Annotated in this window: 15 protein-coding genes; 14 read left to right on the top strand and 1 reads right to left on the bottom strand. The window is 62.3% G+C overall.

What is annotated here, in order from left to right:
* Nucleotides 1-9 precede the first annotated feature (9 nt).
* Entirely contained in the window at nucleotides 10-1032 is a 1023-nt protein-coding gene (locus Q8O35_RS11035; protein ID WP_305573232.1) for a glycosyltransferase family 9 protein, read from the bottom strand.
* Between the two features lie 173 nt (nucleotides 1033-1205).
* Here Q8O35_RS11035 and Q8O35_RS11030 point away from each other — a divergent pair, with 173 nt between their 5' ends.
* From Q8O35_RS11030 to Q8O35_RS10965, 14 genes are all read left to right on the top strand, one after another.
* Nucleotides 1206-2273 carry a hemolysin family protein gene (locus tag Q8O35_RS11030; protein WP_305573230.1) on the top strand — a complete coding sequence of 356 codons (1068 nt, stop codon included), beginning with the start codon at nucleotides 1206-1208 and terminating at the stop codon, nucleotides 2271-2273.
* 67 nt (nucleotides 2274-2340) lie between these two features.
* A complete protein-coding gene (locus tag Q8O35_RS11025; RefSeq protein WP_305573228.1) occupies nucleotides 2341-2754 on the top strand; it encodes a cytochrome c maturation protein CcmE in 414 nt (137 codons plus the stop codon).
* Nucleotides 2755-2825: 71 nt separating this feature from the next.
* Nucleotides 2826-4709, top strand: coding sequence for a heme lyase CcmF/NrfE family subunit (locus Q8O35_RS11020; RefSeq protein WP_305573226.1), 1884 nt, complete (start codon nucleotides 2826-2828; stop codon nucleotides 4707-4709).
* 4 nt (nucleotides 4710-4713) lie between these two features.
* Nucleotides 4714-5445: an ABC transporter ATP-binding protein gene (locus Q8O35_RS11015; protein WP_305573223.1), complete on the top strand. Its 732-nt coding sequence runs from the start codon at nucleotides 4714-4716 to the stop codon at nucleotides 5443-5445.
* Nucleotides 5439-6116: a heme exporter protein CcmB gene (locus Q8O35_RS11010; RefSeq protein WP_305573221.1), complete on the top strand. Its 678-nt coding sequence runs from the start codon at nucleotides 5439-5441 to the stop codon at nucleotides 6114-6116. The genes Q8O35_RS11015 and Q8O35_RS11010 overlap by 7 nt, the downstream gene beginning before the upstream one ends.
* 28 nt (nucleotides 6117-6144) lie before the next feature.
* The gene (locus tag Q8O35_RS11005) at nucleotides 6145-6804 is read left to right on the top strand and encodes a cytochrome c biogenesis protein (protein ID WP_305573219.1); all 660 of its coding nucleotides are present in this window, start codon (nucleotides 6145-6147) and stop codon (nucleotides 6802-6804) included.
* 23 nt (nucleotides 6805-6827) lie between these two features.
* Entirely contained in the window at nucleotides 6828-6965 is a 138-nt protein-coding gene (locus tag Q8O35_RS11000) for a CcmD family protein (RefSeq protein ID WP_305573216.1), read from the top strand.
* A complete protein-coding gene (locus Q8O35_RS10995; RefSeq protein ID WP_305573214.1) occupies nucleotides 6949-7557 on the top strand; it encodes a tetratricopeptide repeat protein in 609 nt (202 codons plus the stop codon). The genes Q8O35_RS11000 and Q8O35_RS10995 overlap by 17 nt, the downstream gene beginning before the upstream one ends.
* A gap of 155 nt (nucleotides 7558-7712) precedes the next feature.
* Nucleotides 7713-8888, top strand: coding sequence for a branched-chain amino acid ABC transporter substrate-binding protein (locus Q8O35_RS10990; protein ID WP_305573212.1), 1176 nt, complete (start codon nucleotides 7713-7715; stop codon nucleotides 8886-8888).
* Nucleotides 8889-9013: 125 nt separating this feature from the next.
* Complete coding sequence (locus Q8O35_RS10985; protein ID WP_305573210.1) at nucleotides 9014-9916, top strand: branched-chain amino acid ABC transporter permease; 903 nt, start codon at nucleotides 9014-9016, stop codon at nucleotides 9914-9916.
* A 4-nt stretch (nucleotides 9917-9920) separates the two neighbouring features.
* Nucleotides 9921-11141 (top strand): branched-chain amino acid ABC transporter permease, encoded by a 1221-nt coding sequence (locus Q8O35_RS10980; RefSeq protein ID WP_305573208.1) that lies wholly within the window; start codon nucleotides 9921-9923, stop codon nucleotides 11139-11141.
* Nucleotides 11141-11971: an ABC transporter ATP-binding protein gene (locus Q8O35_RS10975; RefSeq protein ID WP_305573206.1), complete on the top strand. Its 831-nt coding sequence runs from the start codon at nucleotides 11141-11143 to the stop codon at nucleotides 11969-11971. The genes Q8O35_RS10980 and Q8O35_RS10975 overlap by 1 nt, the downstream gene beginning before the upstream one ends.
* Entirely contained in the window at nucleotides 11964-12671 is a 708-nt protein-coding gene (locus Q8O35_RS10970) for an ABC transporter ATP-binding protein (protein WP_305573204.1), read from the top strand. The genes Q8O35_RS10975 and Q8O35_RS10970 overlap by 8 nt, the downstream gene beginning before the upstream one ends.
* Before the next feature lie 67 nt (nucleotides 12672-12738).
* A partial coding sequence (locus tag Q8O35_RS10965; RefSeq protein WP_305573202.1) for an IMP dehydrogenase occupies nucleotides 12739-13392 on the top strand: 654 nt, incomplete at its 3' end.

Below are 13392 nucleotides of genomic sequence, written 5' to 3'. Positions count from 1 at the left end.
TCGCGAGGGCTAGCCGCCAGCCTGCTCCAGGGTGGCGAAGAGGCGCGCCGCCACCTCGTCCGGTTCTATGGCGGTGAGACATTCGCGGCCATGCTTGCAGCGCGTGGAGCCGTGCAGCGAGCAAGGGCGGCAAGACATTTCTCGTTCAAGCACAGTGTCGAAGGGGCCGCTGGGGTAGAATCCCCAGGCCTTTGCCGTGGGGCCGAAAAGCGCCACCACCGGGGTTCCGACGGCTGTGGAAAGATGCATGGGGCCGGAGTCGGCTGTGACCAGTGCGCGGGCGTGGGCCAGGATGGCGCAGGTTTCGCGCAGCGCTGTGCGGCCTGTCAGGTTGCGCGGATCGTCCAAGGCTTGCAGGTGGTCCGGGTTTTTGCCCACGATGATCCAGTCCAGCCCCTGACGCTCTATGAGCGGAATGAGCGACAGCCAGTAGCCCATGGGCCAGGCCTTGTCCGGGTGGGTGGCGAAGGGGTGCAGGGCGACGAAGGGCTTGGTCAGACCGATGTGCGCCAAGTGCTGGCGCGCCGCTGCGGTCTCCTCGGGCGAAAGGTGGATGACTGGCTTGAGCTCTGAGGCGGGCGGCGGGGTTGCGTCCAGGGCCAGCGCGTAGCGTTGCGGAACATTGAGGGCCGTCAACTTGCGCTCAAGAAAGCCAAGGGGGATGCGGTTGTAAACTCGCCGGGTGAGGCCGAATTTTGGGTAGCTGCGCACCAGCCCTTCCCAGCGCATGGTCAGCGCCACGGAGCGGAGCGAGCGGTGCAGATCGATGAAGCCCATGCCGGTGCAGTCCGCGGCGATGCGCCGGGATTTTCGCCACCAGTCGTGGCCGTCGATCTCGTCCTGGGTTATGCCGATGATCTCGTCCACGGCAGGATGGCCGACGAGGATGGGAGCAAGATTGCTGCGGGTGATGACGGTGAATCTGGCCTGGCGTGTTTTGTGCCACCAGGAAAGCACGCCCGTGATCAGGGTCACGTCGCCCAGGGCGCTGGCGCGAAACACCGCCCATCTGTCTGGAAAATCCCTGGCCATTGAAGCGACTCCAAAAATTACCCCAAGCAGCATGCCCAGAGTCGTAAAACATGGCCCGGAACCGTGGGCAAGTCAAGGATTAAGGCTGTTGCGGGACCGTGGGGAACCTGCTAGGAAACCCCGATACCGGGCCATCGCTCCATTTTGGCTGGCCGGGACCGGGTGCTTATACTATGCTTGAACTCATCCTCGCCGTCAGCCTGGCCACAGGCATCTCCTTCCTCTGTTCCATAACCGAGGCGGCGTTCTATTCTTTTCCCTTGAGCCGCATCGAGCAAATGCGCAAGGAAGGCAAAAAGGCGGGCCAGATCCTCTCGGACCTGCGCCGCGACATGGAAAAGCCGATTACCGCCCTTTTGACGCTGAACACCGCGGCGGACATTGCGGGCGCGGCTATCGCGGGCGCTGCCGCCGCTCGCCTCTTCGGCGAGGAGAGCCTCGTTTGGTTCACCGTGCTGTTCACCTTCATCACTCTGCTTCTGGGCGAGATCGTGCCCAAGACCCTTGGCGTTGCGCATGCCCGGCAGCTGGCTCCGCTCATGGCCACCCCCCTCAAGTGGATGATCATCATCTGCTTGCCGGTGATCTGGCTCCTGGGCGGCGCGGTTCGCTTCATCCGCAAGCGGCACAAGGCCCCGGATGCAGACGAGGACGACATTCGCGCCCTTGTCTCCCTCACCCGGCAGCAGGGCGTCCTGAAGCCTTATGAGGAATCGGCGATCAAGAGCATTCTGGCGCTGGACAGCAAACGCGTGGCCGAGATCATGACTCCGCGCACCGTGGTGTTCTCGCTGCCTGCGGAGATGACCGTGGCCGAGGCCATGGCCGGGCGCCGGGCCTGGCCGCACACCCGCGTGCCGGTGTATGAAGACTCCGAGGACTCCGAAGATATCGTCGGCGTGGTGTACCGCAGGCAGGTGTTCGAGGCCGCTGCCGATGACCAGCAGCAGCTGACCTTGGGCGACCTCATGAAGCCGGTGCGCTTTGTCATGGAGAACCTGACCCTGGACAAGGCATTGCGCAGCTTTTTGGAAAGCCGCACCCACCTTTTCGTGGTGCTGGATGAATACGGCGGCATGGCCGGGGTGGTTACCCTTGAGGATGTGCTTGAAGAGCTCCTCGGCAGCGAGATCGTTGACGAGACGGATGAAGTTGTTGATATGCGGGAGCTGGCAAGGCGTCGCAGGAACGAACTAGCCTCGGCAAAACGCGACGGTGCTAGTGGACAGAAGGGCGCTTGACGTGTAAAGACCCTCAATCGTTGTTTCGGAAGTGAAGAGCCAACAACGGACTGACAGCGAGAAGATCATGGCCACGAAAGGCGGCAAAGGCATCTACATCGCAGCTCTCGTGCTGTTTCTTGGCGGAGTCGGATACCTCGTGGGATCCGGCGTGACCAAGGGCAGCGTCTATTTCCTCAAAGTGGGCGAGGCCCTGGCCACCGACTCGGCACAGCTTCAGCAAGCTCGGCTGTTCGGCAACGTGGCGGAGGAGGGCATCGAACTCCTGAAGCCCGGCCCAGGCGTCATCTTCCAGCTGATCGACAAGGACAACCCCGGCGGCACGCTGCGCGTGAGTTACCGCGGCGCGGTGCCCGATGCCTTCAAGGCCGGGGCCGAGGTCATCGTCGAAGGCGGGCTGGACAGCGTGGGGAAGACCTTCACGGCCACCACGCTCATCACCAAATGCCCTTCCAAGTACCAGAAGCAGAACCGGGGGTAGACCCGGCCTTTGGGAGACGTTTCCCCGTCTCCTGATTCGCCGCGTCTGACTTCCCAGGAGCCATGACTGTTATGCAAATGACTGCGTATGTATCGTTACTTTTTGCGCTCATCGGCACTCTGTTTCTAGGGGGCTGGACCGCCGCCGCCTTGCTGGCCGGTAAACAGGAGCGCGTCAGTTTCTCCGAGCGCGGCCACCAGGCCGTGACCCTGCTTGTGTTGATCGCCTCGGGCATCATGCTTTGGGCCTTGGTCACCCGCAACTACGGGTTCTACTCGGTCATGAGCCATGTGGACAACGGCCTTGAGCTTGCCTACGTCATCACGGCCTTTTGGGCAGGCAGCGAAGGCTCGCTCCTGTTCTGGGAGTTGTGCATGGCCCTGTGCGGCGCCATCTTCATGTTCACGCCAGGCTACAAGGCCCTGTCGGAGCGCACGCGGGCGTACTTCTGGATTTTTTTCTTCGTCGTCAACGGGTTCTTCCTGCTCATGCTCACCTGCTGGGTGAATCCCTTCATGCAGGCCGCGCCCATTCCGGCGGACGGCAAGGGCATGAACCCGCTGTTGCGCAACCCGGGCATGATCTTCCACCCGCCCCTGCTGCTGCTTGGCTACGCCATGTATGTCATCCCGGCCTGCGCGGCCCTGGGCGGCGCCATGAGCGGCGAGACCAGGAAGTGGATCTCCGCCACGCGCAACTGGAACATTCTCTCCTGGACCTTTCTGACCGCAGGCATCATTCTGGGCGGCTGGTGGTCCTACATGGAGCTGGGCTGGGGCGGCTACTGGGCCTGGGATCCGGTTGAGAACGCCTCGCTGATCCCCTGGTGCACAGGCACCGCGGTCTTGCACACGGCCATCGTCGGCTCGCGCCGCAACGCCCTGGCCAGAAGCAACATTCTCATCATGGCGCTGACCTATGTGCTCTGCGTGTTCGGCACCTACCTGGTGCGCAGCGGCGTTGTGGAGTCGCTCCACGCCTTTGGCGAGGGCGGCGTGGCCATGCCTCTGCTGACCTTCATCCTGTTCTTCACCGCCATCTCCTTCGCCGTCTCCGCCGTGGCCAAAACCGGCGAACAGCGCCGCCTGGGCGACTTGTTGAGCCGCGAGGGCCTGCTGGTCATCGTCGCCTGGACGCTGCTGGCCCTCGGCGCCATCATCGGCATGGGCACCATGTGGCCCGTCATCAGCAAATTGTGGAGCGCCAAGCCCGTGGGCCTGGATGTTCACTTTTATAACCGCGTGTGTCTTCCGCTCTTCGCGCTGCTTGTCCTGCTCTTTTCCGTCTGCCCTTGGCTGGGTTGGAAAGAGGGCGTGCGCGACAAGCGCGGGCTCATCGCCGCAGCGGTCGCCTTTGTGGCCTCCGGTGCGCTGTTCCTGGCCCTGGGCTACAAGCTGCCCTTGGCGCTTATTGGCTCAGCCGGCGCAGTTTCGTGCATGATCACGGCCCTTGCTGCGATCGGGCTTCTGCCCGAGGTGCGCAACCGCAAGTCCCTTGCGGCCACCGCCGTCCACTTTGGCCTTGGCCTCATGGTCCTGGGCGTCGCCTTCAGCGGCCCGTACCAGATCTCCGCCGAGAAGGAGCTCAAGGTCGGCGAAAGCTTTGAGGTGTCGGGCTACACCGTGACCCTGAAGGACGTTCATGAGAAGAGCTCGCAAAATATGGCCCAGCTCATCTCGGCGATGGAAGTCAAAAAGGGCGACAAGCTCATAGGCACCGTCCGGCCCGAGCGCCGCATGTATCGCGGCTACGAGCAGGCCTATGCTGAGGTCTCTGTCATCCCCGGCGTGGGCGACGAGATCTTCGCCGTGCTGCTTGGCATCGATCAGGACGGCCTGACCACAGTGAAGGTTAACGTGAACCCCCTGGTGAATTGGATCTGGGTCGGCGGCGTCATCTTCTGCATCGCGCCGTTATTGCTGCTGCGCTACCGCAAGGGCAAGGACCAGGAGTAGCATAATGTCCGAAATCGCCGCGCACGCTGCGGGCCGGGTTTTTGTCCCCGGCCCGGTCAACGCCCAGGCGGGTGACCACCCGGAAATCCGCCTGGACGTGCGCGGCGTGGGCAAGTTCTTCGGCTCTCGCCTGGTGCTGCGCGACGTGAACGTGAGCGCGCGGGCGGGCGAGGCCCTGCTTGTGGTGGGCGGCAACGGCGCGGGCAAAACGACTCTGCTCAAGATCATGGCGGGTTTGAGCCGCGCATCGGCTGGCGCGGTGGACGTGCGCGTGGAGCCGGAGGCCTGTGCCTATCTGGGCCACGCCACCTTCCTGTATCCGCGCCTTTCGGCCACGGCCAATCTGACCTTCTGGGGCCGCATGTACGGCCTCTCGCCCAGTCAGGCGGACATCGACGCCGTTCTTGATCGCGTGGGCTTGGCCCGCGTGGGCGCCGAGCCCGCAGGCACCTTCTCCCGCGGCATGGCCCAGCGGCTGAACCTGGCGCGGGTGTTCCTCATCAATCCCAAGCTGGTGTTTCTGGACGAGCCTGGCACCGGCCTTGATCCCGCGTCGCAGGACCTGCTTCGCCGGGAGATTGAAACCTTGAAAGCCTCTGGCGCGGCAGTTGTCTGGGTGAGCCACCATCTGTCCTCGGATCTTGTGTTCGCCGAGCAGGTGCTGTTCCTGAAGGACACCCGCGTGGCCTACTTTGGCCCCAGCGCCGGGTTCGACGCCGGGGGGCTCACATGCTGAGGCGCGGCGCGTTCATTGCGGCCAAGGACCTGCGCCTGGCCGTGGGCGGGGGGCAAGGCCTGGTGCAGGCCGTGCTGCTTGGCCTATTGCTGATATTCCTGTTCTCGCTTTCGCGTCCCACAGCCGAACTCGTGTCGCCCCAGGCCGCTGCGGCGATCTTCTGGCTGGCCTCGTCCTTCGGGCTTGTGCTGGTGTTTAATGATCTGTTCAGCCTGGAGGAAGGGCAGGGCTGCCGCCTGGGCCTTTTGTCCTCTCCCGTGCCGGAGCACGCCGTGTGGCTGGGCAAGGGTCTGGCCGGGTTCGCGCTTTTGCTGTTGTCCCAGGCCGTGTTCCTGCCCGCCGCTGCGGTTTTCCTCGGTCAGGACATCAAGGGGGACTGGGGCACGCTGCTGCTCACCCTCATCGGCGTGGACTGGGGTCTGGCTTCCCTGGGCGCGCTTCTGGGCGCACTGGCCCAGGGGCAGGGCGCGCGGGAGTCGCTCTTTTCCGTGATTTTGTTCCCTTTGCTTCTGCCGGTGCTTTTGGGAGGCATCCGCATCTTTTCCGGGGCTTTTTCCGGCGAACCGGCAATGGATGAGGCCCTGTGGGTCGGAATCATCGTGGCCTTTGACGCTGTGTTCACCGCCGCAGGCGCATTTTTGTTCCCGTTTTTGTACACTGGCGAGGAATAGCGGCTGCGCAAGCCGTTGGAGTGAGACCATGCCGATCAAGATTCTTGCGATGCTGAGCGTATTGGCCTTGGCCGTGGGCCAGTGGTTCATATGGAGCTACGCCCCCCTGGAAGAAACCATGGGCGTGGTGCAGAAGATATTCTACATTCACATGCCGCTGGCATGGTGGGCGCTCATCAGCTTTTTCGTGGTGTTCTGCGCCAGCATCCGCCACCTCATCAAGCGCGATGCGGCCTCGGACATCCTGGCCGGGGCAGCCGCCGAGATAGGCGTGCTCATGAGCGGCCTGGCGCTGATTTCAGGCTCCATCTGGGGCCGCGCGGCCTGGAACGTCTGGTGGACCTGGGACCCCAGGCTCACCACCACGCTCATCATGTGGTTCGTGTACGCGGGGTACCTGGTGCTGCGCGGCTCGGGCATGGGCGGCGAGCGCCGGGCCATGGTTTCCGCCGTGCTCGGCGTGGTGGCCTTCCTTGACGTTCCGCTGGTGTTCTACTCCGCGCGCATCTGGCGCAGCGTTCACCCTGCGGTGCTTGCCAGCCAGGGCGGCGGGCTGGAGCCGGAGATGTGGCACGCGGTGCTGGCGAATCTCGCTGCCTTTGGGCTTTTATGGCTTACGCTGCTTTTGGCGCGCTACGCCAACGGCCGCGCTGAAGAGCGCGCCCACGCGCTCATGCTTTCGCGTTAGACGAGGGGTTGGGGGGGCATTTCATGAACGGATACGTTGTTGCGGCCAACGCCGCTGTGTGGCTTTTTCTCGCGGCCTATGCCGCATCCCTGGCCTTTCGTGGCAGGTCAATATCCAAGAGACTGAAACAATTGGAGATGCTCCGTGACGGAAAAGATTAAGAACACCTCGCCTCTGAGCAACGGGCAGAAATTCATCCTGGTGGCGCTCATTGGCGCCATTCTGACCATTTTCATTGGCTCCTTCCTGTACCGCATGAAGAGCTCCGGCCTTGTGGTTGAAGTCCACCAGGAGCAGCGCGGCGGCCAGGGCGGCCCCATGGGTATGATGGGCGTGGACATGGACCAGCTTCGCGAGCTTATGCGCAAGATGGAGCAGAACCCTAACGACCCGCAGGTGCTTGTTGAGCTTGCAAACACCTTCATGATGATGCAGGCATGGGATAAGGCCCTGGAGTACGTCACTCTGGCGGCCAAGGCCGCGCCAGATGATCTCAATGTGAACAAGGCCATGGGCATGGTTCGCTTTGAACGCAAGGAGTACCCCGAGGCCAAGAAGGCCTTCGACATGGTGCTGAAAAAGGATCCCGACGATGTCCTTGGGCATTACAACATGGGCGTTCTGCTGAAGCATTACATGAACAAGCCTGCTGAGGGCGATGTCCATTTCCGCCGGGTGGTGCAGCTTAACCCGAAGGACCAGGACGTGTTGAAGGGTGCTCAAGAGGAATTGGCGGCCCCCGCTCCCAAATAGCACAAGGCCACACGGCGAATGCCGTATTGACATAGGCGGATATTCCACTAAAGTAGCCGCCTTCAAGGTGAAAAAGGCCGCGGAGCTTATGCTCCGTGGCCGTGTGGTATATTTGGACTTCTTGGCTGACAGAACTTTTTGCGAGGAGTTGGGACATGAAATCGAGATGGTTCTTGACAGTTCTGGGCGTGGCCATGGCCGGTCTTATGGCTGTTGGTTGCGGCGGCGAGAAGAAGGAAGAAAAGAAAGCCGATGCCGCCGCCAACGCCACAGCCGCCGCACCGGCCAAGAAATTGGTGCTTGGCGTTGCCGGCGCACACAGCGGTGATATCGCCTCTTACGGTTTGCCCACCTTGAATGCAGCCAAACTGGTCGCCAAGGAATTGAATGCCAAGGGCGGCGTCAACGGCATGCAGGTCGAGGTGCTGGCCATGGATGACCAGTGCAAGCCTGAGCTGGCCACCAACGCCGCCACCAAGCTCGTGAGCGAGAAGGTCGCAATCGTCGTGGGCCACACCTGCTCCGGGCCGACCAAAGCCGCCTTGCCCATCTACAAGGACGCGAAGGTCGTTGTCATGTCGCCTTCGGCCACCAGCACCGAACTGACCCAGGTCGGCAACTATCCCAACTTCTTCCGCACCATCAGCTACGACCTGATCCAGGGCAAGGCCGCCGCCGAGTTCGCCATGTCCGAGCTGAAGGTCAAGAAGGTGGCCATCATTCACGACAAGGGCGACTACGGCAAGGGCTTTGCTGAGAGCGCGCAGAAGACTTTCGCGGATGGCAAGACCGTCACCGTGGCCCTGTTCGAGGGCATCACCACCGGCGGCGTGGACTACTCCGCCGTTGTGCAGAAGATCAAGGCCTCCGGCGCGGACTGCGTGCTGTACGGCGGTTACTACCCCGAGGCTTCCAAGATCATCACGCAGATGCACAAGAAGGGCGTCAAGATCCACTTCATTTCCGACGACGGCGTGAAGGACGACACCTTCATCAAGACCGCAGGCGTTGATGCCGAGGGTGCCTACGCCACCGGCCCGCAGGTTCTGGCCGACAACGAGGTGTTCAAGAAGGCCGCCGCCGACCACGAGAAGGAATTCGGCAGCAAGCCGGGCGCTTTCTTCCCCCAGGCTTACGCCGCCGCGCAGGCCCTGCTGAACGCCGTGGCCAAGGCCGGCAGCACCGACTACGACAAGGTTGTCGCCGCCTTGCACTCCGAGCTGATCGAAACTCCGGTCGGCAAGATTAAGTTTGACGCCAAGGGCGATGCCGAGGGCGCAAGCTTCTCCGTCTACCAGGTGAAGAACGGCAAGTACGAACTGGTGAAGTAGCCTCCGCCGCCCGGCATCCGGGCAGGCGATAACGAGCCAGGGGGCGGGGGCGGATGCGCCCGTCCCCTGGTTCCGTAAGGGAAAGCCCGCAGAAGAAGGCTTCCCCTGTGCGGTAGGACGGATTTATGGAATATTTTCTCCAATTGTTTCTCGGGGGGTTGTCGCGGGGCAGCATCTACGCCCTCATCGCCTTGGGCTACACGATGGTCTACGGCATCATCGAACTGATAAATTTCGCCCACGGCGAGATCTACATGATCGGCGCCTTCATGGGGCTGATAGTCGCCGGGGTCCTTACAGCCATGGGCTGGCCCACCCTCTCCATCCTTGTCATCGCCCTCATCATCGCGGTGCTGTATTCCGCCGCCTACGGCTACACTGTGGAGAAAATCGCCTACAAGCCCCTGCGCGGCGCGCCCCGGCTGGCTCCGCTCATTTCGGCCATCGGCATGTCCATCCTGCTTCAGAACTACGTCATGCTCGCGCAGACCCCGGACTTTCTGCCTTTCCCAAGACTCATCCCGGACCTTGAGTTCATGGGCCCTTACGCCAACTTCCTGGCCACCAGCGACCTGTTCATCATTATCACCTCCATTTCGGTCATGGTGGCGTTGACCATGTTCATCAAGTTCACGCGCATGGGCAAGGCCATGCGGGCCACGGCGCAGAACCGCAAAATGGCAATGCTTGTGGGCGTCAATGTGGACCAGGTCATCTCCGTGACCTTCATGGTCGGCTCGGGCCTTGCGGCTGTGGGCGGAGTGCTCATCGCCTCCCACATTGGGCAGATAAACTTCGCCATCGGCTTTCTCGCGGGCATCAAGGCGTTCACTGCCGCAGTGCTCGGCGGCATCGGAAGCATTCCCGGCGCGGTCCTGGGCGGGCTTGTGCTCGGCTGGACCGAGAGCTTCGCCGCAGGCTATATCTCAAGCGACTACGAGGACGTGTTCGCCTTCTGCCTGCTGGTGCTCATCCTTATCTTCCGTCCCGCTGGCCTGCTCGGCAAGCAGCGGTCCCAGAAGGTGTAGCGTCATGGCAGTAGCGAACCTCCTCGGCAATCTCAAGAAATCCGCCATTGCAGCCTTGTGGCTGGCCTTTTTGACCTTGCCCGTCATGGTCATCCGCGTGGACACGGTGGAAAAGACAGTAACCTGGCGCTGGATGCATCTTGCGTACATGCTGGTGGGCAGCTTCGTGCTGGCCGTGGCCTGGCACTTTTTGATGGACCGCAGGGACCGCGGCGCCGCCAACCGGGACTCCGGCGGGGGCGAGACTCAGTCCGCCCTTTCGCTCTGGCTTGAGAATCCCAGCGTGATGCGTCCGCTCATGGCCTTCGGCCTGCTGGTCGCTGTCGCGTTCCCCTGGGTGTTTTCCATGTACCAGACCAATATCCTGATCAGCGCTCTGATTTACGTGGTGCTGGGGTTGGGCTTGAACATCACAGTGGGCCTGGCGGGACTGTTGGACCTGGGGTACGTGGCCTTCTACGCCGTTGGTGCCTATGCCTACGCCCTTTTGAATCACCATTTCCAGCTTGGGTTCTGGACCGTTCTGCCCTTGGGAGCCATTCTTGGGGCTTTTTTTGGCATACTGCTTGGGTTTCCGGTGCTTCGCCTGCGCGGCGACTATCTGGCCATCGTGACCCTCGGCTTCGGGCAGATCGTTCGGCTGGTGCTTGAGAACTGGAGCGCCTTTTCCAACGGCCCCGCCGGCATTTCGAACATCTCCCGGCCTGGTCTTTTCGGCGTCACCTATGGCGTTGATCAGGCGACGACGTACATTTACTACATTATGCTGGCCCTGGTGGTGCTAACCATCTTCGTCACCGCCAGGCTCAAGGATTCGCGCATTGGCCGCGCCTGGCTGGCCCTGCGCGAAGACGAGATCGCCTGCCAGGCCATGGGCATCGACAACACCCGCGCCAAGCTCATGGCCTTCGCCCTGGGGGCGACCCTGGCCTCGCTCATGGGCGTGGTGTTCGCGGCCAAAACCACCTACATCAATCCGGCCAGCTTCACCTTCATGGAGTCGGCCATGATCCTGGCCATCGTTGTGCTGGGCGGCATGGGCTCGGTGCTGGGCGTCATCCTGGGCGCGTTCCTGCTCATCCTGCTGCCGGAGTATATGCGCGCCTTCAGCGAGTACCGGATGCTCATCTTCGGCGCCACCATGATTCTGGTCATGGTCTTCAGGCCGCAGGGGCTTATCCGCGCCAAGCGCAAGGTCTATAAGATCAATACGGAAGCTGCGTGATGGAACAGACACAAAACGCGGTCCTCTCAGTCCGCAACATGAGCATGAACTTCGGCGGTCTGCGCGCCCTTTCTGATGTGGACGTCGAGGTGCGCAGCGGAGAGATCGTGGCGCTCATCGGCCCCAACGGCGCGGGCAAGACCACATTCTTCAACTGCATCACCGGTATCTACACCCCCTCTGAGGGCCAGGTGCTGGCGTATCCCACCAACGGCAGGAAAATGCGCGCCGACGGTGCGCGCTCCGATGGTGTGCGCATCAACGGCATGCGCACCAACCTGGTGTGCGAGCTGGGCATGGCCAGAACCTTTCAGAACATCCGGCTTTTCCCCTCCATGACGGCCCTTGAGAACGTCATGATCGGGCGGCACTGCCGCACCAGGGCGGGAATTCTTGGCGCTGTGCTGCGCGGGCCCAAAGCCCGGCGGGAAGAGCAGGAGGTTGTGGACCGCAGTTACCAGCTTCTTAAGAAGGTCGGGCTCGAAAAGGTCGCCAACGAATATTCGCGCAACCTGCCCTATGGCGCGCAGCGCCGGCTGGAGATCGCCCGGGCGCTGGCCACGGAGCCCTTCCTGCTGCTTCTGGACGAGCCCGCAGCGGGCATGAATCCGCAGGAGACCCTTGAACTCAAGGAGATGGTCATCCGCATCCGCGAGGAATTCCAGGTTTCCGTGCTCCTCATCGAGCACGACATGAAGATGGTCATGAGCCTGTCGGACCGCATCTACGTGATGGAATATGGCCGCGTCATCTCAACCGGAACGCCCGCAGAGGTCAGCGCCGATCCGCAGGTCATCCGGGCCTACCTGGGCGAGGAAAGCGATGCTTGAGCTTAAGAATATCGACGCGTTCTACGGCAACATCCAGGCCCTGCGCGATGTAAGCATTAAGGTGGGCGAGGGCGAGATCATCACCCTCATCGGCGCCAACGGCGCAGGCAAAAGCACCACGCTGATGACCATCTGCGGCATGGTGCCGCCGCGCAAGGGCGAGGTGCTCTTCGAGGGCCGCGTCCTCAACGACGTCAGCCCCGAAAAGATCGTGCAGCTGGGCATCAGCCAGGTGCCCGAAGGCCGCCTCATCTTCCCGGATCTCACAGTGCAGGAGAATCTGGACATGGGCGCTTTCCTGCGCTCGGACAAGGACGGCGTCAACCGCGACCTGGACCAGGTTTTTGGCCTGTTCCCGATTTTGCTGGAGCGCCGCAAGCAGCTTGGCGGAACCCTTTCCGGCGGCGAGCAGCAGATGCTGGCCATCAGCCGCGCGCTCATGGCCCGGCCCAAGGTGCTCCTGCTCGACGAGCCGTCCCTGGGCCTCGCCCCGCTCATCATCCGGCAGATTTTCGACATCATCAAGCAGATCAACCGCGAGAGCAACACCACCATCTTCCTGGTGGAGCAGAACGCCAACCAGGCCCTCAAGGTGGCGCACCGCGGTTATGTCATGGAAAACGGACGCATCACCCTCGAGGACGCCTGCGACAAGCTCCTTGCCAACGATGCGGTGAAGAAGGCATACCTGGGCCTGTAGAAACGGCCCGGACTTTATTTTTTCGCGCAACACGCAACAGGGCGGCCAAGCCCCCCGGGAGGATTCCATGCAGGACAAGATCATCGGCAAGGCGCTTACCTTTGACGACGTGCTGCTCGTTCCGGACTATTCTGAAGTCCTGCCCGACAGTGTGGACGTAAGCACCCAGCTGACCCCGGAAATCCGCCTGAACATCCCGCTTCTTTCCGCCGCCATGGACACAGTCACAGAGGCGCGCATGGCCATCAGCATGTCGCGCGCGGGCGGTGTGGGCGTCATTCACAAGAATATGAGCATCCGCGACCAGGTGCGCGAGGTGGACAAGGTCAAGAAGAGCGAGTCCGGCATGATTCACGATCCCGTGACCGTGCATCCGGACGACAACGTGGGCAAGGTGCTGGCCCTCATGAGCGAGTACCGCATCTCGGGCCTGCCTGTTGTCCGCGGCGACAAGCTCGTGGGCATCGTCACCAACCGCGACGTGCGCTTCGTGACGGACAACAACACCGCAGTCAGCGAGGTCATGACCAGCCGCAACCTCATCACCGTGCCCGAGGGCATCAGCGACGAGGAGGCCAAGCGCCAGCTGCACCAGACCCGCATCGAGAAGCTGCTGGTGGTGGACGGCGACGACAAGCTGATGGGCCTCATCACCATCAAGGACATCGAGAAGGTCAAAAAATACCCCAACGCCTGCAAGGACGACAAGGGCCGCCTGCGC

This window comes from Humidesulfovibrio sp. (assembly GCF_030689645.1).
Lineage (GTDB): Bacteria > Desulfobacterota > Desulfovibrionia > Desulfovibrionales > Desulfovibrionaceae > Humidesulfovibrio.
Note: the sequence above shows the minus strand (reverse complement) of the source record. Positions and strands in the feature narration are given on the sequence as shown.